At 66.3% G+C, this 25,307-nt stretch carries 25 protein-coding genes; 15 read left to right on the top strand and 10 right to left on the bottom strand.

Features of this window, described 5'->3' with window-relative positions; genetic code table 11:
- Positions 1-35: 35 nt before the first annotated feature.
- Entirely contained in the window at positions 36-1,091 is a 1,056-nt protein-coding gene (gene galE, locus PIN01S_RS21810) for a UDP-glucose 4-epimerase GalE (RefSeq protein WP_084338942.1), read from the top strand.
- On the opposite strand, the gene PIN01S_RS21805 is transcribed toward galE, so the two are convergent.
- The gene (locus PIN01S_RS21805; RefSeq protein WP_139198574.1) at positions 1,088-2,041 is read right to left on the bottom strand and encodes a LysR family transcriptional regulator; all 954 of its coding nucleotides are present in this window, start codon (positions 2,039-2,041) and stop codon (positions 1,088-1,090) included. The genes galE and PIN01S_RS21805 overlap by 4 nt on opposite strands.
- 68 nt (positions 2,042-2,109) lie before the next feature.
- The gene (locus PIN01S_RS21800) at positions 2,110-2,610 is read right to left on the bottom strand and encodes a DUF3060 domain-containing protein (protein WP_169715864.1); all 501 of its coding nucleotides are present in this window, start codon (positions 2,608-2,610) and stop codon (positions 2,110-2,112) included.
- 251 nt (positions 2,611-2,861) lie between these two features.
- On the opposite strand from PIN01S_RS21800, the gene trpB reads away from it, so the two are divergent.
- The 5 genes from trpB (at position 2,862) to PIN01S_RS21775 (ending at position 6,481) form a co-directional block, all read left to right on the top strand.
- On the top strand, positions 2,862-4,076 hold the full coding sequence (trpB, locus tag PIN01S_RS21795; protein WP_084338940.1) for a tryptophan synthase subunit beta: 1,215 nt from the start codon (positions 2,862-2,864) through the stop codon (positions 4,074-4,076).
- On the top strand, positions 4,073-4,879 hold the full coding sequence (gene trpA, locus PIN01S_RS21790) for a tryptophan synthase subunit alpha (protein WP_084338938.1): 807 nt from the start codon (positions 4,073-4,075) through the stop codon (positions 4,877-4,879). Before trpB ends, trpA begins: the two co-directional genes overlap by 4 nt.
- 121 nt (positions 4,880-5,000) lie before the next feature.
- Entirely contained in the window at positions 5,001-5,384 is a 384-nt protein-coding gene (gene gloA2, locus PIN01S_RS21785; protein ID WP_084338936.1) for an SMU1112c/YaeR family gloxylase I-like metalloprotein, read from the top strand.
- A gap of 87 nt (positions 5,385-5,471) precedes the next feature.
- Positions 5,472-5,792, top strand: coding sequence for an ElaB/YgaM/YqjD family protein (locus PIN01S_RS21780; protein ID WP_095598949.1), 321 nt, complete (start codon positions 5,472-5,474; stop codon positions 5,790-5,792).
- A 17-nt stretch (positions 5,793-5,809) separates the two neighbouring features.
- Complete coding sequence (locus PIN01S_RS21775) at positions 5,810-6,481, top strand: NAD(P)-dependent oxidoreductase (RefSeq protein WP_084338932.1); 672 nt, start codon at positions 5,810-5,812, stop codon at positions 6,479-6,481.
- Here the strand turns inward: PIN01S_RS21775 and PIN01S_RS21770 are convergent.
- Positions 6,400-7,332 carry a choline sulfate utilization transcriptional regulator gene (locus tag PIN01S_RS21770; protein ID WP_084338930.1) on the bottom strand — a complete coding sequence of 311 codons (933 nt, stop codon included), beginning with the start codon at positions 7,330-7,332 and terminating at the stop codon, positions 6,400-6,402. The two genes, PIN01S_RS21775 and PIN01S_RS21770, sit on opposite strands and share 82 nt — an antisense overlap.
- 114 nt (positions 7,333-7,446) lie before the next feature.
- Here PIN01S_RS21770 and betC point away from each other — a divergent pair, with 114 nt between their 5' ends.
- From betC to PIN01S_RS21755, 3 genes are all read left to right on the top strand, one after another.
- Positions 7,447-8,955, top strand: coding sequence for a choline-sulfatase (gene betC / locus PIN01S_RS21765; protein WP_084338928.1), 1,509 nt, complete (start codon positions 7,447-7,449; stop codon positions 8,953-8,955).
- 51 nt (positions 8,956-9,006) lie between these two features.
- Positions 9,007-9,933, top strand: coding sequence for a choline ABC transporter substrate-binding protein (choX, locus tag PIN01S_RS21760; protein WP_084338926.1), 927 nt, complete (start codon positions 9,007-9,009; stop codon positions 9,931-9,933).
- A 194-nt stretch (positions 9,934-10,127) separates the two neighbouring features.
- Positions 10,128-11,696, top strand: a complete 1,569-nt coding sequence (locus PIN01S_RS21755) for a SulP family inorganic anion transporter (RefSeq protein WP_084338924.1) — start codon at positions 10,128-10,130, stop codon at positions 11,694-11,696.
- On the opposite strand, the gene aroE is transcribed toward PIN01S_RS21755, so the two are convergent.
- Positions 11,697-12,521 carry a shikimate dehydrogenase gene (gene aroE, locus PIN01S_RS21750; RefSeq protein WP_084338922.1) on the bottom strand — a complete coding sequence of 275 codons (825 nt, stop codon included), beginning with the start codon at positions 12,519-12,521 and terminating at the stop codon, positions 11,697-11,699.
- Positions 12,522-12,557: 36 nt separating this feature from the next.
- On the bottom strand, positions 12,558-13,475 hold the full coding sequence (gene hemF / locus PIN01S_RS21745; RefSeq protein WP_084339012.1) for an oxygen-dependent coproporphyrinogen oxidase: 918 nt from the start codon (positions 13,473-13,475) through the stop codon (positions 12,558-12,560).
- Between the two features lie 216 nt (positions 13,476-13,691).
- On the opposite strand from hemF, the gene PIN01S_RS21740 reads away from it, so the two are divergent.
- Positions 13,692-14,669: an NADPH:quinone reductase gene (locus PIN01S_RS21740; RefSeq protein ID WP_084338920.1), complete on the top strand. Its 978-nt coding sequence runs from the start codon at positions 13,692-13,694 to the stop codon at positions 14,667-14,669.
- A gap of 61 nt (positions 14,670-14,730) precedes the next feature.
- On the opposite strand, the gene tsaC is transcribed toward PIN01S_RS21740, so the two are convergent.
- The 3 genes from tsaC to PIN01S_RS21725 all read right to left on the bottom strand — a co-directional run bounded on the left by tsaC (position 14,731) and on the right by PIN01S_RS21725 (position 17,536).
- Positions 14,731-15,285 carry an L-threonylcarbamoyladenylate synthase type 1 TsaC gene (gene tsaC / locus PIN01S_RS21735; protein ID WP_084338918.1) on the bottom strand — a complete coding sequence of 185 codons (555 nt, stop codon included), beginning with the start codon at positions 15,283-15,285 and terminating at the stop codon, positions 14,731-14,733.
- Positions 15,286-15,327: 42 nt separating this feature from the next.
- Positions 15,328-16,431, bottom strand: a complete 1,104-nt coding sequence (gene dprA, locus PIN01S_RS21730; RefSeq protein ID WP_084338916.1) for a DNA-processing protein DprA — start codon at positions 16,429-16,431, stop codon at positions 15,328-15,330.
- 79 nt (positions 16,432-16,510) lie between these two features.
- Complete coding sequence (locus PIN01S_RS21725) at positions 16,511-17,536, bottom strand: LysM peptidoglycan-binding domain-containing protein (protein ID WP_084338914.1); 1,026 nt, start codon at positions 17,534-17,536, stop codon at positions 16,511-16,513.
- Positions 17,537-17,686: 150 nt separating this feature from the next.
- Here PIN01S_RS21725 and def point away from each other — a divergent pair, with 150 nt between their 5' ends.
- From def to PIN01S_RS21700, 5 genes are all read left to right on the top strand, one after another.
- Positions 17,687-18,193 (top strand): peptide deformylase, encoded by a 507-nt coding sequence (def, locus tag PIN01S_RS21720; RefSeq protein ID WP_084338912.1) that lies wholly within the window; start codon positions 17,687-17,689, stop codon positions 18,191-18,193.
- Positions 18,194-18,254: 61 nt separating this feature from the next.
- Complete coding sequence (gene fmt / locus PIN01S_RS21715; RefSeq protein WP_084338910.1) at positions 18,255-19,199, top strand: methionyl-tRNA formyltransferase; 945 nt, start codon at positions 18,255-18,257, stop codon at positions 19,197-19,199.
- Positions 19,196-20,515, top strand: coding sequence for a 16S rRNA (cytosine(967)-C(5))-methyltransferase RsmB (gene rsmB, locus PIN01S_RS21710; RefSeq protein ID WP_084338908.1), 1,320 nt, complete (start codon positions 19,196-19,198; stop codon positions 20,513-20,515). Before fmt ends, rsmB begins: the two co-directional genes overlap by 4 nt.
- A gap of 12 nt (positions 20,516-20,527) precedes the next feature.
- Positions 20,528-21,901: a Trk system potassium transporter TrkA gene (gene trkA / locus PIN01S_RS21705; RefSeq protein WP_084338906.1), complete on the top strand. Its 1,374-nt coding sequence runs from the start codon at positions 20,528-20,530 to the stop codon at positions 21,899-21,901.
- 46 nt (positions 21,902-21,947) lie between these two features.
- Entirely contained in the window at positions 21,948-22,265 is a 318-nt protein-coding gene (locus tag PIN01S_RS21700) for a tetratricopeptide repeat protein (RefSeq protein ID WP_084338904.1), read from the top strand.
- Positions 22,266-22,313: 48 nt separating this feature from the next.
- On the opposite strand, the gene PIN01S_RS21695 is transcribed toward PIN01S_RS21700, so the two are convergent.
- Entirely contained in the window at positions 22,314-23,690 is a 1,377-nt protein-coding gene (locus PIN01S_RS21695) for an aspartate aminotransferase family protein (protein ID WP_084338902.1), read from the bottom strand.
- 54 nt (positions 23,691-23,744) lie between these two features.
- On the bottom strand, positions 23,745-25,208 hold the full coding sequence (locus PIN01S_RS21690) for an NAD-dependent succinate-semialdehyde dehydrogenase (protein WP_084338900.1): 1,464 nt from the start codon (positions 25,206-25,208) through the stop codon (positions 23,745-23,747).
- Positions 25,209-25,307 lie beyond the last annotated feature (99 nt).

Raw genomic sequence — 25,307 nt, 5'->3', positions numbered from 1 at the left:
GAACGACCGACCTGCTCGAAAAGGGGGTAGCAGCGATGATTTTGGTAACCGGGGGTGCGGGTTACATCGGTTCGCATACCGTGCTGGAACTGCTCGAAGCCGGCCACCGGGTCGTGGTGCTGGATAACCTGTGCAACAGCTCGCGGCTGGCGCTGGAGCGCGTGGAGCAACTGACCGGGAAACGGGTCGAGTTCGTCCTCGGCGACATCCTCGACCGCGACCTGCTGGAGCGCGTCTTCCGCGATTATCCCATCGAAGCCGTGATGCACTTCGCCGGGCTGAAGGCGGTGGGCGAGAGCGTCCGCGAGCCGCTGCACTACTACGAAACCAACGTCGGCGGCAGCATCGCGCTGTGCCAGGCAATGCGCAGCGCGGGGGTCTACAAGCTGGTCTTCAGCTCCTCGGCGACCGTCTACGGCGAATCGGTGAGCATGCCGATCCGCGAGGACTGCCCTACCGGCATCCCCACCAACCCCTATGGCCAATCCAAGCTGATGGCGGAAAACGTCCTCAAGGGACTGGCCAACTCCGATCCGTGCTGGTCCATCGGCCTGCTGCGCTACTTCAACCCCATCGGCGCCCACCCGTCCGGCCGGATCGGCGAAGACCCCAACGGCATCCCCAACAACCTGCTGCCCTACATGCTGCAAGTGGCGGTGGGGCGCCTGAAGCGCCTCAGCATCTACGGCAACGACTACCCCACCGCCGACGGCACCGGCGTGCGTGACTACATCCATGTGGTGGACCTGGCCAAGGGGCATCTCAAGGCCCTGGAACGACTCGACCGCCAGCAGGGCGTCTCGGTCTGGAACCTCGGCACCGGCCAGGGCTACTCGGTGCTGCAAATGGTGCGCGCCTTCGAAGAGGTGATCGGCCGGCCGCTACCGCACCGCTTCGTCGCCCGCCGGCCGGGAGACATCGCCCAGTGCTGGGCCGACCCCGGCAAGGCCCTGCGCGAACTGGGCTGGCGCGCCGAACGCGACCTGCACGCCATGCTCAGCGACGCCTGGCGCTGGCAGACGCAAAACCCGGACGGTTACCGCGAACCGGCCCGCAAGCCGGAGAAGGTCAAGGTTTCGCTGGCCAGCTAAGGCGACTTGGGCAGCATGGGCGCATCTTGCGCCCTTTTTTTACTCCGTAGATCAGCTTCCGAAGCGGGCCTCAGTTGAGCCCGCAACCACGCCGCCAACCGCTCGGCACGGGGGTCGTTGTGCCGGGCCGGCACCCACAGTGCCAGTCGCGCCGGGGTTTCGACGAAGCCCCAGGGGGCGATCAGACGGCCGGCGGCGAGGTCGTCCGCCACCAGTTGCTGGGGGGCGATGGCCACGCCGAGGCCCGCCACCGCCGCCTCCAGCAGGTAGTACAGGTGCTCGAATCCCTGTCCGTAGCGCAGCGCCGTGGGTGGCAGGCCGTTGGCGGCGGCCCAGTTCGGCCAGGCCTGCGGGCGCGAGGCGGTGTGCAGCAGGGCCTCGCTCAGCAATGCGTCCGGTGCCGCGCCGCTCAGTTCGGCTGATCGGGCATAGCGGGGGCTGAGCACCGGGCCGATGCATTCGGCCGCCAGTTCGAAGACCTGCATATCAGCCGGCCAGGGCTTTTCGGCGAACAGCAGGGTGGCGTCCACGCCGGGGCGGCGCGGGTCGAGGTCGCCTTCGCTGGACGAGAGTTGCAGGCGCAGTTCCGGCAAGGCGCGGTTGAGCCGGTCCAGGCGCGGAATGAACCAGCGCGCCAGCAGGCTGCCCGGACAGCCGAGGACGAACGGGGCATCGGCCTGGTGCCGTTTCAGCTCGGCGCAAGCACCGCGCAACCGCTCGAATGCATCGGACGCGGCATCACGCAGGCGCACGCCGGCACCGGTAAGTTTCACCCCACGGCCATCCTTGTCGAACAGACTGACCCCTAGTTGTTCTTCCAGCGCACGAATCTGTCGGCTTATGGCCCCGTGGGTGACGTGCAACTCCGCGCCGGCGCGGCTGATGCTTTGCAGGCGAGCAGCAGCCTCGAAGGCTCGCAAGGCATTCAGCGGAGGTAGGTCTCGGCTCATATGAATGGGAGTTTTCCTGACAGGTCAGGGCACTCTATTCGCTTTCCCAGCAAGCCGCCACCAAGGCACTAGTGTCGCTCGATCCGATGATCGACACCGCTGGTGGAGATTTGCGGCTCGTCTCCGCGCCAGTCGAGCTGCTGGCCAGTACCACTGATATCCACCTGCGCGGGGCCCTCGAAGCCGAGGGTCAGAATATTCTCCGCGCCATATACCATGACTTGCGCCGGCCGCTCGGCCTCACCATGCAGAGTGGCCTTCACCCGATGCCCGGTGCTGCTCACATCCAGTTGGTTAATCCTTCCGGCTTGTACCTGGTTTCCAACGCCGGTGATTTCCACACGGCTGGCGTCGCCAAGTTCGATCCTTTGCTCCGAGCCATGCACTATCACCTGGCCGCAGCCGCCACTCAGGCGAAACCGATTGCCGTTGCCGCTGATGCTCACGTCCTGGCCGTTACAGGGAACGTCGCGGGATACGCCGATCCCATCCAGCTCCGTCGTTTGTGCCTGGGCCGCTCCCACCATCACAGCAAGTGTCATTCCCGCCATCTTCATTCCGTGCTTCATAACGTTTCTCCGTTGCCGGCCCGGTGCCGTGTGACTGCGACCGTCCAGCATGAACCGAAGTTCTGCGCATAGCGTTAAATCAATCACACTTTCTTAGTTTCACTACGGACGAGAGAGGGAGTACTGACTCGTGAGGTTTTCTGACATATCGTCGCGCTCTAATCGCTTTTCCCACAAACACGCACAGGTAGAATGACCCCATCGCTAACACCCGCCCTTTCCACTGGAAGGGACAACGCAGGAGCGCTGCCATGACCTCATACCGCACCGGCCCCGACGCCACCGGCCTGTTCGGCCAGTTCGGCGGGCAGTACGTCGCCGAAACCCTGATGCCGCTGATCCACGACCTGGCCGCCGAGTACGAGAAGGCCAAGACCGATCCGGCGTTCCTCGAGGAACTCGCCTACTTCCAGCGCGATTACGTCGGCCGGCCGAGCCCGCTGTACTTCGCCGAACGCCTCACCGAACATTGCGGCGGCGCGAAGATTTACCTCAAGCGCGAAGAGCTGAACCACACCGGCGCGCACAAGATCAACAACTGCATCGGCCAGATCCTCCTGGCCCGGCGCATGGGCAAGCAGCGCATCATCGCCGAGACCGGCGCCGGCATGCACGGCGTGGCCACCGCCACCGTGGCCGCGCGCTTCGGCCTGCAGTGCGTGATCTACATGGGCACCACCGACATCGACCGCCAGCAGGCCAACGTCTTCCGCATGAAGCTGCTGGGCGCCGAGGTGATCCCGGTCACCGCCGGCACCGGCACCCTCAAGGACGCGATGAACGAAGCCCTGCGCGACTGGGTGACCAACGTCGAGACCACCTTCTACCTGATCGGCACCGTCGCCGGCCCGCATCCGTACCCGGCCATGGTCCGCGACTTCCAGGCGGTGATCGGCAAGGAGACCCGCGAGCAGCTGATGGAGAAGGAAGGGCGCCTGCCCGATAGCCTGGTCGCCTGCATCGGCGGCGGCTCCAACGCCATGGGCCTGTTCCACCCGTTCCTCGACGATGCCAGCGTGAAGATCGTCGGCGTCGAAGCCGCCGGCCACGGCATCGAGACCGGCAAGCACGCGGCCAGCCTGAACGGCGGCGTGCCCGGCGTACTGCACGGCAACCGCACCTTCCTGCTGCAGGACGAAGACGGCCAGATCATCGATGCTCACTCGATCTCCGCCGGTCTCGACTACCCGGGCATCGGCCCGGAACACGCCTGGCTGCACGACATCGGCCGCGTCGAGTACACCTCGATCACCGACCACGAGGCCCTGGCCGCCTTCCACCAGTGCTGCCGCCTGGAGGGTATCATCCCCGCGCTGGAGTCGTCCCACGCCCTGGCCGAAGCCTTCAAGCGCGCGCCGACGCTGCCCAAGGACCACCTGATGGTGATCAACCTGTCCGGCCGCGGCGACAAGGATATGCAGACCGTCATGCACCACATGCAGGAACAGAAGGAGTCCGTCGTATGAGCCGCCTGCAGACGCGCTTCGCCGAACTGAAAGAACAGAACCGCGCCGCCCTGGTGACCTTCGTCACCGCTGGCGATCCCGGCTACGACGCTTCCCTGGCGATCCTCAAGGGCCTGCCGAAAGCCGGTGCCGACGTGATCGAACTGGGCATGCCGTTCACCGACCCGATGGCCGACGGCCCGTCGATCCAGCTCGCCAACATCCGCGCTCTGGCGGCCAAGCAGGACCTGGTCAAGACGCTGCGGATGGTCCGCGAGTTCCGCCAGGACGACCAGAGCACCCCGCTGGTACTGATGGGCTACTTCAACCCGATCCACAAGTACGGCGTGCCGCGCTTCATCGCCGACGCCAAGGAAGCCGGCGTGGACGGCCTGATCGTGGTCGATTTGCCGCCGGAGCATAACGTCGACCTGTGCGAACCGGCCCAGGCCGCCGGGCTGGACTTCATCCGCCTGACCACCCCGACCACCGACGACAAGCGCCTGCCCAAGGTGCTGAACGGCAGCTCCGGCTTCGTCTATTACGTCTCGGTGGCCGGCGTCACCGGCGCCAATGCGGCGACCCTGGAGCACGTCGAGCAGGCCGTCGCCCGCCTGCGCCGGCATACCGAGCTGCCGGTGTGCATCGGCTTCGGCATCCGCACCCCGGAGCACGCGGCGAGTGTCGCCCGTCTGGCCGACGGCGTGGTGGTGGGTTCTGCCCTGGTGGACCGCATCGCCAAGGCGGAAACGCCCGGGCAGGCCGTCGAGGATGTCCTCGGCCTGTGTCGCGAACTGGCCGAAGGCGTGCGCGCCGCACGCTGACCGCTTGTCGAACGAACCGCTGTCTCCCGCCAAGGGAGCAGCGGTTTTTTCATGCCCGACGGAAAGTGCGAAACCTTCGCCTGCCGCTCCGGTCCATCCGGTTCCATGCCCGGAGATCGCCATGCCGCTGAAAAAACTCCATCACGTCGCCCTGATCTGCTCGGACTACCCGCGCTCGAAGCACTTCTACACCCAGGTGCTGGGGCTGGAAGTGATCGCCGAGACCTACCGCGCCGAACGCGACTCCTGGAAGCTCGACCTGCGCCTGGGCGACAGCCAACTGGAACTGTTCTCCTTCCCCGGCGCGCCGCCCCGGCCGTCCTACCCGGAGGCCCGTGGGCTGCGACACCTGGCGTTCGCGGTGGACGACCTGGACGCGGCAATCGCCGAACTCAATGCCCAGGGCGTGGCCACCGAACCGGTGCGTAGCGATGCGCTCACCGGCAAGCGCTTCACCTTCTTCGCCGACCCGGACCATTTGCCGCTGGAACTCTACGAAGTCTGAGAGCCCCGTGTTTTACGATGAATGGAGGCACCTCTGGCCGTAGCGGCGGTCAAAAACACCACACTCATCGACACGGGAGACCATGCCATGGGCCTGTTCAATTCACACCAGCCCACTACGGCCGAGCAGATCGAGCGAGAAATCCACAACCTGATGGCCGCCCTCGACGAACTCAAGCAAGGCGCCAGCAAGGAATCGCGGCACACCCTGGACAACCTGCGGGCGCGGGCCGAACACCTCTGGGAATATTCCTCCCCGCGCCTGGAGCGCATGTCGCTGCAAACGCGCCGGGCGGGGCAACTGGCCAACCAGTACGCCCACGAGCATCCCTGGTCCACCGCCGTGCTCGGCCTGGGCCTGATCGTCGGCGCCGCCACCCTGGTCGGCCTGATGTTGTCGCGGCGTTGAGCGGATAGCCCGACGGCATGAAGAACGCTGAAACCCGTGTGCTCAAACTCGCCCTTTACGGGGCGCATTCGAGCCTGGGCAGCGCGCTGCTGAGCGAGTGGCTCAGCCGTCAACATGAAGCGGTAGCGGTGGTCGGCGACCTTAACGCCATCGACGTACACCCCGGCCTGCGCGCCAAGCTCGGCGATCTGTACGACCCGCTGAGCGTCAGCGAGAGCGTGGCCGGGATGGATGCCGTGGTGATCTATCACCAGGCGCCGAACCTGCCCGACGGCGCCGCCGACAGACCGCCGAACAGTGCCGGTTCTCCCCTGGACATGCTGGCGGCGCTGAACGTCGGCCTGCCCCGGGTCGGGGTGAAACACCTGTTGCTGATCATCGAGGCCGACCTGATCGGCGACGCCGAGCGACATCTGCTGCTCGACGGCCCGCTGGACTGGACCCTGGTCACGCCGCCGCCGATCACCTGGCGCTTCGACCTCGACGATTTCCGCAATGCCGCGCATGCCGACCCGGATAGCGAGCTGTATCGCCTGCGCCGCTTCGCCGCCGCCCTGGCCGACGAACTGGAGTCGCCGCAGCACCTGCGCCAGCGGATTACGATCCGCTATACGGCTCCCGACGACGTTGCGTTCTCTTCGGCCAGCTCCGCCTGTAACCAGTCGACGAAGCGCTGGGTCAACCGCTGACGCCGCTTGCGCTCCGGCAGCACCAGGTAATAGCCGTACGACGAGCGTACCCGCTCTTTCAGCAGCGGACAGAGCAGCCCCTGTTCCAGCAGGTCATCGACCAAGTGGCGCCAGCCGATGGCCACGCCCTGCCCGGCGAGCGCCGCCTGGATCAGCAGGGTGTAGTTGTCGAAGCGCAGCAGACCCGGCGCGGGTGCCTGGGCGATGCCGAGGGCGCGGAACAGGCCGCTCCAGTCGAACCAGCGACTACGCGTTTCCGGCTTCAAATGCAGCAGCGGAAAATCTGCCAGGGCCGACGGCGCCAGGGGCAGTTGCCGGCCTTCCAGCAGGCGCGGGCTGGCGATGGGGAACACCTCTTCGATGAACAGCAGTTGCGCTTCGCCGTGCTTGAAGCGGCCGTCGCCGAAAGCCACGGCGACGTCGATGTCGGAGCGCAGCAGGTTGAGCCCGCGGTCGCTGGTCACCAGACTGACATCGATCTCCGGGTGGAGCTGGTGGAAGCGCGGCAGACGCGGCATCAGCCAGTAGGCGGCGAAGGCGAAGTCGGTGGCCACCTGCAACACCTCGTGCTGCGGCCGGGCGGTGACCGCCTCGATGCCTTCTTCGATGGCCGCCAGCCCGGCTTGCACATGCTCCAGCAGGACGCGGCCGGCTTCGGTGAGTTCGATACCCCGGTAAACCCGATCGAACAGCCGCGCGCCGAGCTGCTTTTCCAGCCGCTTGATCTGCTGGCTCACCGCCGGCTGGGTGGTACCCAGCTCCAGGGCGGCGGCGGTGAAACTCAACTGGCGGCCGGCGGACTCGAACACCCTCAGCAGGTCGAGCGGCATCGCGGAAGAGGTTTCTTGCATAAGCCGTGCTTATCCGAGTCATCCATTCGTGTGTGGTTTACCCGTACTGGCCGAGAGGCCAATGATGGCTGCCAGCACTATCGCATAACTACAGTGAATGAGATAACCCAGGCAATGAAGCGCCCGAACATCCTCTTCATCATGGCCGACCAGATGGCCGCGCCGATCCTGCCGATCCACGACCCGGCCTCGCCGATCAAGATGCCGAACCTCGGCCGGCTCGCCGCCGAGGGCGTGGTCTTCGATGCCGCCTACTGCAACAGCCCGCTGTGCGCGCCCTCGCGTTTCAGCCTGGTGAGCGGCCAGTTGCCGTCGAAGATCGGCGCCTACGACAACGCCGCCGACTTCCCGGCCGACGTGCCGACCTATGCCCACTACCTGCGCCGCCTCGGCTACCGCACCGCGCTGTCCGGCAAGATGCACTTCTGCGGCCCGGACCAGTTGCACGGCTACGAGGAACGCCTGACCAGCGACATCTACCCGGCCGACTACGGCTGGGCGGTGAACTGGGACGAGCCGGAGGTGCGGCCGAGCTGGTACCACAACATGTCGTCGGTGCTGCAGGCCGGCCCCTGCGTGCGCACCAACCAGCTGGATTTCGATGAAGAAGTGCTGTTCAAGGCGCAGCAGTATCTCTACGACCACGTACGCGGCGACGATACCCGGCCGTTCTGCCTGACAGTGTCGATGACCCATCCCCACGACCCCTACACCATCCCGGCCGAATACTGGAACCGCTACCAGGACGACGACATTCCGCTGCCGCGCCAGACGATTCCCCAGGCCGAGCAGGACCCGCACTCGCAGCGCCTGCTCAAGGTCATCGACCTCTGGGACAAGCCGCTGCCGCCAGAAAAGATCCGCGACGCCCGCCGCGCCTACTTCGGCGCCTGCAGCTACATCGACGACAACATCGGCAAGCTGCTCGGCACCCTGGAAGCCTGCGGCTTGGCCGACGACACCCTGATCGTGTTCTCCGGCGACCATGGCGACATGCTGGGCGAGCGGGGACTCTGGTACAAAATGCACTGGTTCGAGATGGCCGCGCGGGTACCGCTGCTGATTCATGCGCCGCGCCGCTTCGCAGCCCATCGGGTGGGCGCGGCGGTATCGACCATCGACCTGCTGCCGACCCTGGTCGAACTGGCCGGCGGCAGCCTGGAACCGCACCTGCCGCTGGATGGCCGCTCGCTGCTGCCGCACCTGGCGGGCGAGGGCGGCCACGACGAAGTGTTCGGCGAATACATGGCCGAAGGCACCACCAGCCCGCTGATGATGATCCGGCGCGGGCGCTACAAATACATGCACTCGGAGCAGGACGCGCCGTTGCTCTTCGACGTGCTCGAAGACCCGCAGGAGCAGCGCAATCTGGCGCTCTATCCGGCCTATCGCGCACTGCTCGACGACTTCATCGGCGAGGCCCGCACCCGCTGGGACATCCCGGCAATCCATGCGGCGACCCTGGCCAGCCAGCGCCGCCGTCGCTTCGTCGCCGCCGCGCTGGAGCAGGGTACGCGCACCAGCTGGGACCACCAGCCTTGGGTCGATGCCAGCCAGCAGTACATGCGCAATCACATCGATCTGGACGATCTGGAGCGCCGGGCGCGCTATCCCAGGCCGTAGAAAAACAAAACGGGCGCATCGCCCATCCGAGAAAAACCAGGGGAGGAAGGCATGAAAAGACTCAACGCAGTACTCGCCGGCGGCTGTCTGCTGTCGGCCGCCACGTTCCACGCCCAGGCCGAGGACGCCAGCTGCGCCACGGTGAAGCTGGCCGATCCGGGCTGGAGCGACATCGCCGTGACCAACGGCATCGCGACCTTCCTGCTCGACGGCATGGGCTACCAGACCAAGGTCGATACCCTCGCGGTGCCGATCATCTTCGGCGGGCTCAAGGACGGTCTGGTGGATGCCTTCCTCGGCAACTGGATGCCGGCCCAGCAGAGCTACCACGACAAATTCGTCGCCAACGGCGATGTGGAGCAGTTGGCGAAAAACCTGGAGGGCACCGAATTCACCCTGGCGGTTCCGACCTATGTCTGGGAAGCCGGGGTGAAGGATTTCGCCGACCTGAACAAATTCGCCGACCGCTTCAACCAGAAGATCTACGGCATTGGCTCGGGCGCACCGGCCAATCAGTCGCTCCAGCAGATCATCGCCAAGAACGAGTTCGACCTGGGCAAATGGCGGCTGGTGGAGTCGGGGGAACAGGCCATGCTCTCCGAGGTGTCCCGCGCGGTGAAGCGGCAGCGCTTCATTGTCTTCCTCGGCTGGACGCCGCATCCGATGAACGTGCAGATCGACATGCGCTACCTGAAGGGCGGCGAGGCCTACTTCGGCAGCAGCGGCAGCGTCTACACCCTGACCCGCAAGGGCTACCGGCAGGCTTGCCCGAACGCCGCCCGGCTGCTCGCCAACCTGAGCTTCACCCAGGAAATGGAGAACAGCATCATGGCCTCCGCGCTGGAGAAGAAGGGCAGCAACGCCGAGGCGGTGAAAGCCTGGATCGCGGCGCATCCCGAGGTGCTTGACCAATGGCTGGAAGGCGTGACCACTCGCGACGGCGGCGAAGCCCTGGCAGCGGTGAAGGCCAAGATGTGAATCCGGACTACGCGGCGCTTGCCGGGCCACGGTTGTAGGGGCGAATTCATTCGCCCGCAGCTCCGGCCGATGAAAGATCCCGCTCCCAGTACTCGAGCCCTTGGGAGCGGATTAATCCGCGATTCGCACCTCCAATGCCTTGACCCTCGCCGCCCGGCATGGTGCGGTAACGGCTTCCGTGCCCGAGATTGTCCATGCACCGTCCCGACCTGATCACGTTGCTCCCCTTCCTTGCCTGGTTGCCCCGGCAGAACCGCGCCAGCGTCGGCCAGGACCTGCTGGTCGGCCTGACCGGCGCCATCCTCGCCCTGCCGCAATCCATCGCCTACGCACTGATCGCCGGCCTGCCGGCGGAATACGGCCTCTACGCGGCCATCGTGCCGGTAATCGTCGCCTGCCTGTGGGGCTCGTCCTGGCACCTGATCGGCGGGCCGACCGCGGCCATTTCCATCGTACTGTTCACCAGCGTCAGCCCGCTGGCGGCTCCCGGCAGCGCCGATTACGTCGGGCTGGTCCTGCTGCTGACCTTCCTCGCCGGGCTGTTCCAGTGGTTGCTCGGCCTGCTGCGCTTCGGCGCGCTGGTCAACTTCGTTTCGCACTCGGTGATCCTCGGCTTCACCCTTGGCGCAGCCGTGGTGATCGCCCTCGGCCAGGTACCCAACCTGTTCGGCCTCGACCTGCCCAGCCAGGCCACCGCGCTGCAAAGCCTGCTGGCGCTGGGCGGGCACCTGCGCGAAATCCATTGGCCGTCGCTGCTGGTGGCGCTGGTGGCACTGGCCGTGGCGCTGCTGGTGCGGCGTTTGCTGCCACGCTGGCCGGCGTTGCTGCTGGGCATCCTGGCCGGTGGCGCGCTGGTGGCGGCCCTGCCGCAGTGGATGAGCGGCGTGCCGCTGGTCAGCGCCTTCGAAGGCCGGCTGCCGCCCTTCAGCCCGCTGCAGTTCGATCTGGATACCCTGCTGCGCCTGCTGCCGGCCGCCGTCGCCTGCGGCATGCTCGGGCTGGTCACCAGCCTGTCCATCGCCCGTGCCCTGGCCGGCCGCTCGCAGCAGATGCTCAACGCCAACCTGGAAGTGCGCGGCCAGGGCCTGTCCAACATGGTCGGCGCCTGGTTCTCGGCCTCGCTGTCGGCGGGCTCGTTCACCCGCTCGGCGCTGAACCAGCAGGCCGGTGCCCACTCGCCACTGGCCGGGGTGTTCTCCGCGCTCTGGGTCGCCCTGTTCACCCTGTTCGGCGCCCGCCTGATCGAACACATCCCGCTGCCGGCCATGGCGGCGAGCATCCTGCTGATCTGCTGGGGGTTGGTGGACATCCATGGCGTTCGCGCGCTCTGGCGGGTGAGCCGTTCGGAATTCCTGGTGATGAGCCTGACCTTCGCCGCCACGCTGCTGCTGGAGTTGCAGACCGCCATCTACGCCGGGGTGCTGGCGTCGCTGTTCTTCTACCTCAAGCGCACGTCGCGACCACGGGTGCAGCAATGGCGGGAAGGGGAAGACGACGTACTGCGCCTGGAGGGTTCGATCTTCTTCGGCGCCTGCCCTTATCTGCAGCACCGCCTGCAACGTTGCGAAGGAGCACGGGTGATCGTCGAGGCGCAGCAGGTCAACTTCATCGACTACGCCGGGGTCGAGATGCTGCACCAGGAAGCCCGCCGCCTGCTCGGCCAGAACCGCAGCCTGACGCTACGCCAAGCCCGCCCGCAGGTTGTGGAGGAGTTGCTGAAACTGGAAGGACCGGAGCATTGCCCGGTCCTGTTCGAAACCTGATCAGCCGGCCAGAACCAGTCTGCGAACCTCGGCCAGCACCGGCGCACTGTCCGGACGCACGCCGCGCCAGAGGAAGAATGCCTCGGCGGCCTGCTCCACCAGCATGCCCAGGCCATCCAGCGCCCGCGCCGCGCCGTGTTCGCTGGCCCAGCGGCAGAAGGCGGTGGGTTCCTTGCCGTACATCATGTCGTAGCACAGCGTGTGGCCCGGGCGGATCAGGCTCGGCGAGATCGGCGGCAGGTCGCCGGCCAGGCTGGCGGAGGTGCCGTTGACGATCAGGTCCACCGGCTCGTCGATCCAGTCGAAACCGCTGGCCACCACCGGACCCAGGTCGGCGAACTGCCGGGCCAGCGCCTCGGCCTTCTCCACCGTGCGGTTGGCGATGACCAGGCTGGCCGGGCGCTCCGCCAGGAACGGCTCCAGCACGCCACGCACCGCGCCACCCGCACCGAGCAGCAGGATGCGCTTGCCAGTCAATGAGCAGCCCGCGTTCACCGTCAGGTCGCGCACCAGCCCGGCACCGTCGGTGTTGTCGCCGAGCAGGCTGCCGTCGTCGAGCTTCTTCAGGGTATTCACCGCCCCGGCGCGTTCGGCGCGGGCGGTCAGGCTGTCGGCCAGGCGGAACGCCTCTTCCTTGAACGGCACGGTGACGTTGGCGCCCTTGCCGTCGCGGAAGAAGGTACGGGCGAACCCGGTGAAATCGTCCAGCGGGGCGAGCAGGGCCTCGTAGGTCAGCGCCTGGCCGGTCTGCTCGGCGAACAGCCGGTGGATCAGCGGCGACTTGCTGTGGCCGATGGGGTTGCCGAAAACGCCGTAGCGGTCCATGGAAATCCTCGGTGAAAGTGCTTCAGCGCCCCGCCATCACGACTGGCCGGCGAGCCAATCGCGATCGGTCAGGAAATAGTCCGTCAGACGCGCCTCCGGGGTACCCGGCTCGGGCTTCCAGTCGTAGCCCCAGCGCACCTGCGGCGGCAGCGACATCAGGATCGATTCGGTACGACCGCCGGATTGCAGGCCGAACAGGGTGCCGCGGTCGTAGACCAGGTTGAACTCGACGTAGCGGCCACGGCGGAACGCCTGGAACTCGCGCTCGCGCTCGCCGTAGGGGGTCAGCTTGCGGCGCTGGATGATGGGCAGGTACGCCTCGATGTAGGCATCGCCGATAGCCCGGATGAAGGCGAAGCAGGTCTCGAAATCCCACTGGTTCAGGTCGTCGAAGAACAGGCCGCCGATGCCGCGCGGCTCGTTGCGGTGCTTGAGGTGGAAATAGCGGTCGCACCATTCCTTGAAGCGCGGGTAGACATCCGCACCGAAGGGTTCGCATGCCTTGCGGGCAACCTGGTGCCAGTGCACGCAATCCTCTTCGACGGCGTAGTAGGGCGTCAGGTCGAAGCCGCCGCCGAACCACCAGACCGGCGCCTCGCCTTCCTTCTCCGCGCTGAAGAAGCGCACGTTGGCGTGGGAGGTCGGTACGTGGGGGTTTTCCGGGTGGATCACCAGGGACACACCCAGGGCTTCGAAGCCGCGACCGGCAAGTTCGGGACGATGGGCACTGGCCGACGGCGGCAGGCCGGCACCGAACACGTGGGAGAAATTCACACCGCCCTTTTCGATCACGGCACCGTCGGCGATCACCCGGGTACGACCACCGCCACCGGCCGGGCGGGTCCAGGCGTCTTCACTGAAACGCGCGCCGCCGTCTTCGGCTTCCAGGGCGGCGCAGATACGGTCCTGCAGATCGAGCAGATAGGCCTTCACGGCCTCGGTTTGAATACTCACGAGAATCACCTTGCAACAGGGCGGAGGCAGAGCCCATGCGGGCTGGCGGCCGAACAGGGGCGCTAGCATAGCATCGCTGCCGGCGCTTTCGTTGTTGACGCGGGTCAAGCGCTGGGGTTTGGATAGGCCCTTTCCGCGCGGTGTGCCGTGCTTTATTCCTTTCGGCGGCGGACCGGCGCCTCCCTTCGCGTGCATTCATCAAGGAGTCTTTTTCCGATGGCCAAGCGTATCCAGTTCAAGGCCCACGGCGGGCCGGAAGTCCTCGAATTCGTCGATTACACCCCGGCGGAACCGGGTCCACGCGAAGTCCGCGTGCGCAACAAGGCCATCGGCCTCAACTTCATCGACACCTACTTCCGCAGCGGCCTCTACGCGCCACCGGCCCTGCCGTCCGGCCTGGGCAGCGAAGGCGCCGGCGAGGTCGAGGCGGTGGGCAGCGAGGTGACCCAGTTCAAGGTGGGCGACCGCGTCGCCTATGCCACCGGCCCGCTGGGCGCCTACAGCGAACTGCACGTGCTGCCGGCGGAAAAGCTGGTCCGGTTGCCCGACTCGATCAGCTTCGAACAGGCGGCAGCGGTGATGCTCAAGGGCCTGACCGTGCAATACCTGCTGCGCCAGACCTATCCGCTGAAAGGCGGCGAGACCATCCTTTTCCACGCTGCCGCCGGCGGTGTCGGCAGCATCGCCTGCCAGTGGGCCAAGGCCCTCGGTGTGCAATTGATCGGCACCGTGGGTTCGGCGGAAAAGGCCGAACGCGCCAAGGCCCTGGGTGCCTGGGCGACCATCGACTACAGCCGCGAGGATGTGGTGAAGCGGGTGCTGGAACTGACCGATGGCAAGAAGTGCCCGGTGGTCTACGACTCGGTGGGCAAGGACACCTGGGAAACCTCGCTGGACTGCGTGGCCCCGCGCGGCCTGCTGGTCAGCTTCGGCAATGCCTCCGGCGCTGTCACCGGCATCAACCTCGGCATCCTGGCGCAGAAGGGTTCGCTGTACGTCACCCGACCGACCCTGGCTGGCTATGCCGATACCCCGGAACACCTGCAGGCCATGGCCGACGAGCTGTTCTCGATGATCGAGAGCGGCAAGATCCACGTGGAAATTGGCCAGCGCTTCGCCCTCGAGGACGCGGCCAAGGCACAAACGGAACTGGCCGGCCGCCGTACCACCGGCTCGACGGTACTTGTGCCGTAAGGGGTGAGGAGAGAGGGGGAGGGGTAAAGGCTTTTACTCCTTACCCCTCACGCCTCACACCTTATCCTCTTACTACCCGCCCACTGACCAAGTCACGGATGATACTGGGGTTCTTCCGACCGCCCAAGGCGCCGCCGAGCACGGCGTCGAGGCGATCATGGAAGTACTGCTCGACCCGCAACCGCGTGCGCGCCGCCGGTCGGCCGCCCGGATTGGCCGAGGTGGACACCAGCGGGCCGGTGAGGGCGCAGAGGTCGCGCACCAGCGGATGATCGGATACGCGCAAGGCGACGCTGTCGTGCTGGCCGGTGATCCACTCGGGCAGACGGTTCTGGTGGGGAACCAGCCAGGTGTTCGGCCCCGGCCAGGTGCTGGCCAGGCGGTCCTGCCAGGCTTCCGGCAGGTCCTCCAGGAGGAAATCGAACTGGCGGATGGAGTCGGCGACTAGGATCAGGCCTTTTTCCACGGGCCGATCCTTCAGCGCCAGTAATCGATAGACGGCTTCCCCGTTCCAGGGATCGCAACCCAGTCCCCACACCGCCTCGGTCGGATAAGCCACTACGCCCCCCTCCCGCACTACACGCGCCACGTACTGCGCACGCCAACTGCTGACCATGTTCCGGCCCCCGAATACTGACTGGGCGGCAGTGTACAAGGCTCAACCAGCACGATACACCCAGCAGCCGGCTTCACAGGCCACCTGGCCCGCCAACTCCAGCTCGGTGAGGGCGACCAGGGTCCGTGGCAGCTCCCAGCCGAGGTTCATCGCCAGGCTTTCGCTGCTCTGGGGTGCGGCCCGCAGCAGCGCCAGCAGCGGATGCCCAGCCTGGGCGGAGGGAGCGGCAGCCGGCGCCTGGACCTGCCAGCCGCGCAGGGCTTCGAGGATGTGTTCGATGGTCTCCACCAGGGTGGCGCCTTCCCGTATCAACTGATGACAACCGCGTGCGCCCGGATGGTGGATGGAACCGGGAATGGCATAGACCTCACGACCTTGTTCGGCCGCCAGCTTCGCCGTGATCAACGAGCCGCTGGACGGGCTGGCCTCGACAACCAGCACGCCCAGCGACAGGCCGCTGATGATGCGGTTGCGCCGGGGGAAGTTGCTCGCCTGGGGCGGGCAATCCAGCGGCAGCTCCGACACCAGCGCACCGCCGCGGGCGACGATCCGTTGCGCCAGCGCCTTGTGCCGATGCGGATAGAGGCAGCGCAGCCCTGTTCCGAGCACCGCGACGGTCAGCCCGTCGCCATCCAGCGCTCCCTGGTGCGCGGCGCCGTCGATCCCCAGAGCCAGCCCGCTGGTGATCACGAACCCGGCACCGGCCAGGCTGCGGGCGAAGGCGCGGGCAGTGTCCAGCCCAGGGGCGGACGCGCGACGGCTGCCGACCATGGCCAGTTGAGGCCGTTCGAGAATGGCGGGATCGCCTTCGACGAACAGCAGGGGAGGCGCGTCGGGCAGTTCGCCAAGCAGGGCAGGGTAGCGTGGGTCGTCCCAGGTCAGCAGGTGATGCCCCGGCTGCTCCAGCCATGCCATGGCAGCGGCGGCACGTTCGCGGATTTCCGCACTGCGCCGAGGCTCGGCGCAACTGGCGGGCAAACCCAGGGAGCGCCAGGCACTGGCCGGTGCGCTGAGGGCGGCGGAGGCGCTTTCGAAGGCATCGAGCAGGCGGCGGAAACGTCGAGGGCCGAGTTCCGGCAGGCTGTGCAGGCGCAGGCGGGCTTCGAGTTCGGCGGGAGTGAGGGAAGTAGTCGTCGCGAGCGACATCGCGATCATCCTTGATCTGTCGCGCCGCAAATGCGGCAGGGGAAAAGAAGAAGCCCCACGCGAGGTGGGGCTTCGGCTGTTACGGGTTGCGGACCTTGTCCATGACCGCGAGCTGGCGGCTGGCGGCGAGCACCAGGCCGTAGCTGAGTTTCTCGTAGGTGCGGAACACCATCAGCAGGCCGGAACGCTCGTCCGGGATCTTCACCGATTCGCCGGTCACGCGGTCGCGTACGGTTTCGCCGGTCTTGTACACCGCCAGGACGTTGCCTTCGGCCAGGCCGTCGCGCTTGCCCTTGTTGATGGTGACCACGTCGAACTGGCCGATCTGCGTCACACCACGCGGCACATCGAGGATCAGGCCCTGGATGTCGCTCGACGGAGCGCTGGGCATGAAGGTGGAGTTCACCGCACGCTCCTCGGTGGGGAACAGGCGGTCGCCCAGACGAACTTCCTGGGTGGTGCGCAGCAGGCTCATGGTGGCGATGTCGCCTTCCTCGGCGACCACTTCGCCGGTACCGATGTCATCGGCGTTGATGCCGAGGAATTCCTTGGTATCCGGGTCGGTGTAGATGCGGCCCTGGCGGAAGATGCCGTACACGGGCTGGCCTTCCTCGAAGATGCCGCGGGCATAGATGCGATCACCGGCGCCGCTCACCACGCGCTCGGCGTTGCCGGCGACGATGTAGGGTTGGCCCTCAAACTGCTCGGGCGTATCGACGATACGGTTGGACAGCAGGAAGCTGTTGATCTTTTCCAGCGGGATGGTCGGGATCGCTTCGGCCATCGGCGTGCTGCGCACCTTCGGCGACAGCTTGATGGTCCCGCGCGATTCGCCGCGGTTGAGCATCAGGCGCGGCTGGCCATCGACATAGACCAGGCTCAGCGTATCGCCCGGGTAGATCAGGTGAGGGTTCTGGATCTGCGGGTTGGCGTGCCAGATTTCCGGCCACTTCCACGGCTCGCGGAGGAACTTGCCGGAAATGTCCCAGAGCGTGTCGCCCTTCACCACGGTATAGCGGTCCGGATGACCATCCTTCAGCTCTACCGCAGCCTGCGCCAGACCGCCCGCGGCGAGGAGCAGCAGGGCGAGTAGTGATTTCCTCATGCGGTGAATCCCTTTATTATGTGTATTCACGTGGAGCGCCCTAGCGCCGCGGAAATCCCCAGGGAACGCGGCGTGAAGCCGTTTTTCAATGCTGCTCATCATCTTAGCAGTGGATTTTTACTTAATTCCATAAGTGCATCACAAACGTATATGGCGATCCTGAACATCCTCGAATTTCCCGATCCGCGGCTGCGTACCATCGCCAAACCGGTGGAGACGGTGGACGACTCGCTGCGCCAACTGATCGACGACATGTTCGAGACCATGTACGCCGCCCCTGGCATCGGTCTGGCCGCGACCCAGGTGAACGTGCACAAGCGCCTGGTGGTGATCGACGTCAGCGAGGACAAGACCCAGCCGCTGGTGTTCATCAACCCCGAGTTCGAACCGCTCACCGATGAACTGGACCAGTACCAGGAAGGCTGCCTGTCGGTACCCGGCTTCTACGAGAACGTCGAGCGTCCGCAACGTGTCCGGGTCAAGGCCCTCGACCGCAATGGCGAAGCCTTCGAAATGATCTGCGAAGGCCTGCTGGCGGTGTGTATCCAGCACGAGTGCGACCACCTCAACGGCAAGCTGTTCGTCGATTACCTGTCCAGCCTCAAGCGTGATCGCATCCGCAAGAAGCTGGAGAAACAGCACAGGCAACAGGCCTGATGCGCTCATACTGAAGGCTTGCTCCGGCAAGCCTTTTTCTTTCAGCCCTCAGCGAGAGACCATGACCCAGCCCCTGCGCATCGTCTTCGCCGGCACCCCGGAATTTGCCGCCGAACATCTCAAGGCCCTCCTCGACACCCCGCACCGGATCGTCGCCGTCTATACCCAGCCCGACCGCCCCGCCGGTCGCGGACAGAAGCTGATGCCGAGTCCGGTCAAGCAGCTCGCCGTTCAGCACGACATTCCCGTCCTCCAGCCGAAGACCCTGCGCGACCCGGATGCCCAGGCCGAACTGGCCGCCTTGCAGCCGGACCTGATGGTGGTGGTGGCCTACGGCCTGATCCTGCCCCAGGCGGTGCTGGATATTCCCCCCCTCGGCTGCATCAACAGCCATGCCTCGCTGCTGCCGCGCTGGCGTGGCGCGGCGCCGATCCAGCGCGCCGTGGAAGCCGGCGATGCGGAAAGCGGGGTCACCGTGATGCGCATGGAAGCCGGCCTGGACACCGGCCCGATGCTGCTCAAGGCGAGCACCCCCATCGAAACCGGCGACACCGGCGGCAGCCTGCACGACCGCCTCGCCGCCCTGGGTTCGAAAGCCGTGACCGAAGCTGTCGATGCCCTGGCCGCCGGCACGCTGGTGGGCGAGGTGCAAGACGATGCCCTGGCCACCTACGCGCACAAGCTGAACAAGGACGAAGCCCGTCTCGACTGGAGCCGCCCGGCCGTCGAGCTGGAGCGCCGCATCCGTGCCTTCATGCCCTGGCCGGTCTGTCACACCACCCTGAACGGCGAAACGCTGAAGGTGTTGGCTGCGGCCCCAGGCGAAGGCCGAGGTGCCCCCGGTACCATCCTCGCCGCCAGCAAGGATGGCCTGACCGTCGCCTGCGGCGAAGGCGCCCTGCGTCTGACCCGCCTGCAACTCCCCGGCGGCAAGCCGCTGGCCTTCGCCGATCTGTTCAACAGCCGCCGCGAACAGTTCGCCCCGGGCCAGGTGCTGGGCGCATGAGTCCCAACCCCCGTCTGGCCGCCGCCCGCGCCCTGGCCGCCGTGCTGTCCGGCAAGGCATCGCTGGGCAGCAGCCTGCCGGCGCAACTGGACAAGGTCGAGCCACGCGACCGCAGCCTCACCCAGGATCTCGCCTACGGCGCCGCCCGCTGGCAGCCGCGCCTCGCGGCGCTGGCCGAACAGTTGCTACAGAAGCCGTTCAAGGCCGCCGACAAGGATGTCGAAGCACTGCTGCTGATCGGCCTCTACCAATTGCTCTACACCCGTATCCCCGCCCACGCCGCCATCGGCGAGACCGTGGGCTGTGCCGACGCGTTGAAGAAAAGCTGGGCCAAGGGCCTGCTCAACGCCGTGTTGCGCCGCGTGCAGCGCGAAGGCGAAACCCTGCTGGCCGGGCTGGAACGCGATCCGGTGGTTCGCACCGCGCATCCGCGCTGGTTGCAGAAATCCTTGAAAGCCCACTGGCCCGAGCATTGGGAGGCGGTCTGCGCGGCAAACAACGCCCATCCGCCACTGATCCTGCGGATCAATCGCCGCCACGGCAGCCGCGAGGATTACCTGGCGGAGTTGCAGTCCGCCGGGATTCCCGCCCACGCCTGCGCCTTCAGCCGCGACGGCATCGTTCTCGACGAGCCGCGCGATGTCACGACCCTGCCGGGCTTCGCCGAGGGCCACGTCAGCGTGCAGGACGAAGCTGCCCAACTGGCCGCCGACCTGCTCGAACTGGCCCCCGGCCAGCGCGTGCTGGACGCCTGCTGCGCACCGGGCGGCAAGACCTGCCACCTGTTGGAGGCGGAGCCGAAGCTTACCGAAGTGGTGGGTATCGACTTGGAAGCCAAGCGGCTCGAACGCGTGCGGGAGAACCTCGGGCGGCTTGGCCTCGACGCTCGCCTGATCGCTGCCGATGCGCGCGATACCGCCACGTGGTGGGACGGCAAGCCGTTCCAGCGCATCCTTCTGGACGCACCCTGTTCGGCCACCGGCGTGATCCGGCGCCACCCTGACATCAAGCTGACCCGCCAGGCCGACGACATCCCGGCCCTGGCCATGCTCCAGGGCGAACTGCTCGATGCGCTCTGGCCTACGCTGGAGGTCGGCGGTGTGCTGCTCTACGCCACCTGCTCCACCTTGCCGACCGAGAACACCGAGGTCATCGAGGCCTTCCTTGCCCGTACGCCCGGTGCGCGGGAGCTGGACGTCGCCGGTACCTTCGGTCTCAAGCAGCCCCACGGGCGCCAGTTGCTGGCCCAGGAAAACGGGCATGATGGCTTCTATTACGCAAAACTGATCAAGATCGCCGCGTCATCCCGCGGCTGAGGAAAGGAACCGATGAAGATCATCATCCTCGGCGCCGGCCAGGTCGGCGGAACCCTTGCCGAGCATCTGGCCAGCGAGGCCAACGACATCACCGTGGTGGACACCGATGGCGACCGCCTGCGCGACCTCGGCGACCGCCTCGACATCCGCACCGTGCAAGGCAAAGGCTCCTTTCCGACCGTACTGCGCCAGGCCGGCGCCGACGACGCCGACATGCTCATCGCGGTGACCAACAGCGACGAAGTGAACATGGTCGCCTGCCAGGTCGGCTACACCCTGTTCCATACCCCGACCAAGATCGCCCGGGTCCGTGAGGCCGCCTACCTGACCCGTACCGGCCTGTTCGACAACGAAGCCATTCCGGTGGATGTGCTGATCAGCCCGGAACAGGTGGTGACCAACTACATCAAGCGCCTGATCGAATACCCCGGTGCCCTGCAGGTGATCGACTTCGCCGAAGGCAAGGCGCAGTTGGTGGCGGTGCGCGCCTACTACGGCGGTCCGCTGGTCGGCCAGGAATTGCGCCAGTTGCGCCAGCACATGCCCAACGTGGACACCCGCGTGGCCGCGATCTTCCGCCGCAACCGGCCGATCCTGCCGCAGGGCGACACGGTGATCGAGGCCGACGACGAGGTGTTCTTCATCGCCGCCAAGGGCCACATCCGCGCGGTGATGAGCGAGATGCGCCGCCTCGAGGACAGCTACAAGCGGGTGGTGATCGCCGGCGGCGGGCACATCGGCGAGCGCCTGGCCGAGGCCATCGAGAGCCGCTACCAAGTAAAGATCATCGAGATGAACCCGGCCCGCTGCCGTTACCTCTCGGAGGCCCTGGACAGCACCATCGTTCTGCAGGGCAGCGCGTCGGACAAGGATCTGCTGGTCGAAGAGAACATCAACGACGCCGACATCTTCCTCGCCCTGACTAACGACGACGAGGCCAACATCATGTCCTCGCTGCTGGCCAAGCGTCTCGGCGCGCGGAAGGTGATGACCATCATCAACAACCCGGCCTACGTCGACCTGGTACAGGGCGGCGAGATTGATATCGCCATCAGCCCGCAGTTGGCCACCATCGGCACCCTGCTGACCCACGTGCGGCGCGGCGACATCGTCAGCGTGCACTCGCTGCGCCGGGGCGCGGCCGAGGCTATCGAAGCCATCGCCCACGGCGACGCCAAGTCGAGCAAGGTCATCGGTCGTGCCATCGAGGACATCGCCCTGCCGCCGGGCACCACCATCGGCGCGATCATCCGCGACGAGGAAGTGCTGATCGCCCACGACGACACCGTGATCGAATCCGGCGACCACGTAATCCTGTTCCTGGTGGACAAGAAACACATCCGCGACGTCGAACGGTTGTTCCAGGTGGGACTGACATTCTTCTAGCGGCACGCTCGATGCTTGCCGCTGACAGCTCTCGAAGGATCTTCCGATGATCGAATCCCTGGAAAAGATGCTGACCAAGGGCGTGGACAACGCCCTGCTGCGCTTCGGCCTGGGCAAGGGCTATCTGGACGCCGGCGAACCGGCGCGGGCCGCCAAACATCTGCGGCGTTGCGTCGAGTTCGATCCGAACTACTCGGCCGCCTGGAAGCTGCTCGGCAAGGCGCTCGACGCCCAGGCCGACCCGGACGGCGCCCGTCAGGCCTGGGAGAAGGGCCTGGAGGCCGCCCGCGGCCACGGCGACAAGCAGGCGGAGAAGGAAATGACCGTGTTCCTGCGCAAGCTGGAGAAGCGCAGCAAGCCGTAGCCAGGCCTGTGCTTGGCGGGCGCGAAATCATTCGCGCCCTCCCTCGGCTCAGAGTACCTGTTGCGCCACCGCATCCACCGCCGCCTTGGCGATATCGACGATTTCATCCGCCTCGGCCTTGGTCAGCACCAGCGGCGGGGCGAAGCCGAGGATGTCGCCATGGGGCATGGCGCGGGCGATCATGCCGCGCGACAGGCATTCGGCCGAGACCTTCGGACCGACCTTCAACGCCGGATCGAACGGTGTCCGCGCCGCTTTGTCGGCCATGAACTCGATCGCCGCGAGCATGCCATCACCGCGCACTTCTCCCACCAGGGGGTGACCTTCGAATGTCTGCCGGAGCTGGCGGTTGAGATAGCTGCCCACGTCGGCGGCATTGGCCGTGATGTTTTCCTTCTCCAGGATGTCCAGATTGGCCAGGGCCGCGGCGGCGCAGATCGGGTGGCCCGAGTAGGTCCAGCCGTGGCCCATGGCGCCCTGGGTTTCGGAAGCCTTTTCGATCACGCTCCAGACCTTCTCCCCGACGATGACCGCCGACAGCGGTGCATAGGCGCTGGTCAGGCCCTTGGCGGTGGTGATCAGGTCCGGGCGCATGCCGTAGCGCTGGCTGCCCATCTTGTCGCCGAGACGGCCGAAGGCGCAGACCACTTCGTCGGCGATCAGCAGGATGTCGTACTTGGCCAGCACCGCCTGAATCGCCTCCCAGTAGCCCTTGGGCGGAACGATGATGCCGCCGGTGCCCATCACGGGTTCGCCAATGAAAGCGGCGACGGTATCCGGTCCCTCGGCAAGGATTAGCTTTTCCAGGTCCTCGGCGCAGTAACGGACGAAGGCGGCCTCGTCCAGGCCGGCCGGCGCCTTGTAGAAGTGCGGGCAGGCGGCGTGCTTGATGTCCGGGGCCGGCAGGTCGAAATGCTGGTGGAAGCTGGGAAGGCCGGTCAGGCTGCCGGTCATGATCCCCGAACCGTGATAGCCGCGCTGACGCGAGATGATCTTCTTCTTCTGCGGACGGCCGAGGACGTTGTTGTAGTAGCGCACCAGTTTGATCTGGGTTTCGTTGGCATCCGAGCCGGAGAGGCCGTAATAGACCTTCTTCATGCCTTGCGGCGCCCAGTCGATAATGCGGCTGGACAGCTCGATGATCGCCTCGGTCGAATGGCCCACATAGGTGTGGTAATACGCCAACTGCCTGGCCTGCTCATAGATCGCCTCGGCCACCTCGGTACGACCGTAGCCGATGTTCACGCAGTACAGGCCGGCGAAGGCATCGAGATATTCGCGACCCTGGTGGTCGCGGATGCGCACCCCGGACGCCCCGGTAATGATCCGCCCCGGCAGTGCGCCGGAGGCATGGTCATGGGCGTGGGTGGACGGGTGCATGAAGTGGGCGCGGTCCTGCTCGAACAGGGTTTGCAGATTATCCATGGCGATCTCCTCGGCGGGCCTCGGCCCGGTGGTATGCCTGTCGGCTGATGGGGTTCAGTAGCGCTGCCCCTGGTGGTGCAGGCAGAAATACTTGGTCTCGACGAAGGGCTCGAAGCCTTCGCTGCCGCCTTCGCGGCCCAGTCCGGATGCCTTCATCCCCCCGAAAGGGATCGGGTGGCCGGTGAATTGGGTGCCGTTCACCGCGATCATGGCGAAGGCCAGCCGGCGCAGCAGCGTCCAGGTGACATCCAGCCGATTCGAGCAGACATAGGCAGCCAGGCCGTACTCGGTGTCGTTGGCCAGGGTCACGGCCTGGTCCAGGCTGTCGAACGGCAGCACGCCGGCGATGGGTGCAAAGTTTTCCTCGCGATAAATGCGCATGTCCGGCGTGACGTCAGCCAATAACGTCGGCTGCCAGAACCAGCCGCCCAGGCCATGGGGTTCACCGCCGGCCAGCAGCCGCGCCCCTTTGTCGAGGGCATCGCGCACACGAGCGGCAGTGGCATCGACGGCCGCCTGGTGCATCAACGGGCCGATCTGGCTGCGCTCGTCCAGCCCGGGGCCGACACGCAGTGCCCGCACCGCCTTGGCGAAGCGCTGCAGGAAGGCTTCGTAGACGGGGCGCTCCACCAGGATGCGGTTCGCCGCACAGCAGTCCTGCCCGGAAGTCTGGAACTTGGCTTCCACCGCCACCTGGACAGCATGATCGAGATCGGCATCGGCGCAGACGATGAACGGCGCGTTACCACCCAGCTCCAGCGCTACTTTCTTCACGTCGTAGGCGGCGGCCTGGAGCACGAGTTTCCCCACCCGCGTCGAACCGGTGAAGCTCACCGCGCGGACGCGGGTATCGCCGACCAGGGTTTCCATGGCCATCTGCGGCTCGCCGAGCACCACATTGAAGACACCCGCGGGAAAACCCGCCTCCTCGGCGAGTTGGGCCAGGGCGAAGGCCGAATAGGGCGTTTCGTGGGCGGGTTTGACCACCACCGTGCAGCCGGCGGCCAGCGCCGCAGCGGCCTTGCGGGTGATCATCGCGCTGGGGAAATTCCACGGTGTAAGCAGGGCACAGACCCCCACCGGCTCCTTCACGGTCCCCAAATGTGCACCGGGGATGTGGCTGGGGATGTTCTGGCCGTAAAGGCGGCGCGCTTCCTCGGCGAACCAGGGAATGAAGCTCGCGGCGTAGCGAATCTCGCCCCGCGCCTCACGCAGCGGCTTGCCCTGCTCCTCGCTGAGAATGCGCGCCAGGTCTTCTTCGTGTTCGAGGATCAACTCGGCCCAGCGGCGCAACAGCCCGGCACGGATATCCAGACGCTCGTCGCGCCAGCGGGGGAAAGCGCGTTCGGCCGCGTCGATGGCGGCAACGATCTGCGCCTGTTCGAGCATCGGCACATGGCCGATGGTCTCGCGGGTCGCCGGGTTCTGCACGGCGATGCTGGCACCGCTGCCGCTGTGGACCCATTGGCCATCGACGTAGCAGAGCGATTTGAACAGCAGGGGATGAGTCAGGGGCATGGCGATTCTCCGGCCGGATGGCGTGGAACCATCCTAGGGAGAATCGCCCTGCGCTTTTTTCCTTAGCGGGCGGCCATGACCGCAGTTCTTTCTGTTGTG

The sequence above is a fragment of the Pseudomonas indica NBRC 103045 genome, from assembly GCF_002091635.1.
GTDB classification, from domain to species: Bacteria; Pseudomonadota; Gammaproteobacteria; order Pseudomonadales; family Pseudomonadaceae; genus Pseudomonas_M; species Pseudomonas_M indica.
This window is presented reverse-complemented; position numbering and strand designations above follow the sequence as displayed.

Coding starts and splice junctions, on each gene's coding strand:
- galE (WP_084338942.1), top strand. CDS start 36: ATGATTTTGGTAACCGGGGGTGCGGGTTACATCGGTTCGCATACCGTG.
- PIN01S_RS21690 (WP_084338900.1), bottom strand. CDS start 25,208: ATGCCCCTGACTCATCCCCTGCTGTTCAAATCGCTCTGCTACGTCGAT.
- PIN01S_RS21770 (WP_084338930.1), bottom strand. CDS start 7,332: ATGCAAGAAACCTCTTCCGCGATGCCGCTCGACCTGCTGAGGGTGTTC.
- PIN01S_RS21700 (WP_084338904.1), top strand. CDS start 21,948: ATGATCGAATCCCTGGAAAAGATGCTGACCAAGGGCGTGGACAACGCC.
- PIN01S_RS21740 (WP_084338920.1), top strand. CDS start 13,692: ATGGCCAAGCGTATCCAGTTCAAGGCCCACGGCGGGCCGGAAGTCCTC.
- dprA (WP_084338916.1), bottom strand. CDS start 16,431: ATGTCGCTCGCGACGACTACTTCCCTCACTCCCGCCGAACTCGAAGCC.
- gloA2 (WP_084338936.1), top strand. CDS start 5,001: ATGCCGCTGAAAAAACTCCATCACGTCGCCCTGATCTGCTCGGACTAC.
- PIN01S_RS21695 (WP_084338902.1), bottom strand. CDS start 23,690: ATGGATAATCTGCAAACCCTGTTCGAGCAGGACCGCGCCCACTTCATG.
- def (WP_084338912.1), top strand. CDS start 17,687: ATGGCGATCCTGAACATCCTCGAATTTCCCGATCCGCGGCTGCGTACC.
- PIN01S_RS21780 (WP_095598949.1), top strand. CDS start 5,472: ATGGGCCTGTTCAATTCACACCAGCCCACTACGGCCGAGCAGATCGAG.
- tsaC (WP_084338918.1), bottom strand. CDS start 15,285: ATGGTCAGCAGTTGGCGTGCGCAGTACGTGGCGCGTGTAGTGCGGGAG.
- PIN01S_RS21725 (WP_084338914.1), bottom strand. CDS start 17,536: ATGAGGAAATCACTACTCGCCCTGCTGCTCCTCGCCGCGGGCGGTCTG.
- PIN01S_RS21800 (WP_169715864.1), bottom strand. CDS start 2,610: ATGAAGCACGGAATGAAGATGGCGGGAATGACACTTGCTGTGATGGTG.
- PIN01S_RS21805 (WP_139198574.1), bottom strand. CDS start 2,041: ATGAGCCGAGACCTACCTCCGCTGAATGCCTTGCGAGCCTTCGAGGCT.
- PIN01S_RS21755 (WP_084338924.1), top strand. CDS start 10,128: ATGCACCGTCCCGACCTGATCACGTTGCTCCCCTTCCTTGCCTGGTTG.
- trpB (WP_084338940.1), top strand. CDS start 2,862: ATGACCTCATACCGCACCGGCCCCGACGCCACCGGCCTGTTCGGCCAG.
- aroE (WP_084338922.1), bottom strand. CDS start 12,521: ATGGACCGCTACGGCGTTTTCGGCAACCCCATCGGCCACAGCAAGTCG.
- PIN01S_RS21775 (WP_084338932.1), top strand. CDS start 5,810: ATGAAGAACGCTGAAACCCGTGTGCTCAAACTCGCCCTTTACGGGGCG.
- rsmB (WP_084338908.1), top strand. CDS start 19,196: ATGAGTCCCAACCCCCGTCTGGCCGCCGCCCGCGCCCTGGCCGCCGTG.
- fmt (WP_084338910.1), top strand. CDS start 18,255: ATGACCCAGCCCCTGCGCATCGTCTTCGCCGGCACCCCGGAATTTGCC.
- trpA (WP_084338938.1), top strand. CDS start 4,073: ATGAGCCGCCTGCAGACGCGCTTCGCCGAACTGAAAGAACAGAACCGC.
- choX (WP_084338926.1), top strand. CDS start 9,007: ATGAAAAGACTCAACGCAGTACTCGCCGGCGGCTGTCTGCTGTCGGCC.
- betC (WP_084338928.1), top strand. CDS start 7,447: ATGAAGCGCCCGAACATCCTCTTCATCATGGCCGACCAGATGGCCGCG.
- trkA (WP_084338906.1), top strand. CDS start 20,528: ATGAAGATCATCATCCTCGGCGCCGGCCAGGTCGGCGGAACCCTTGCC.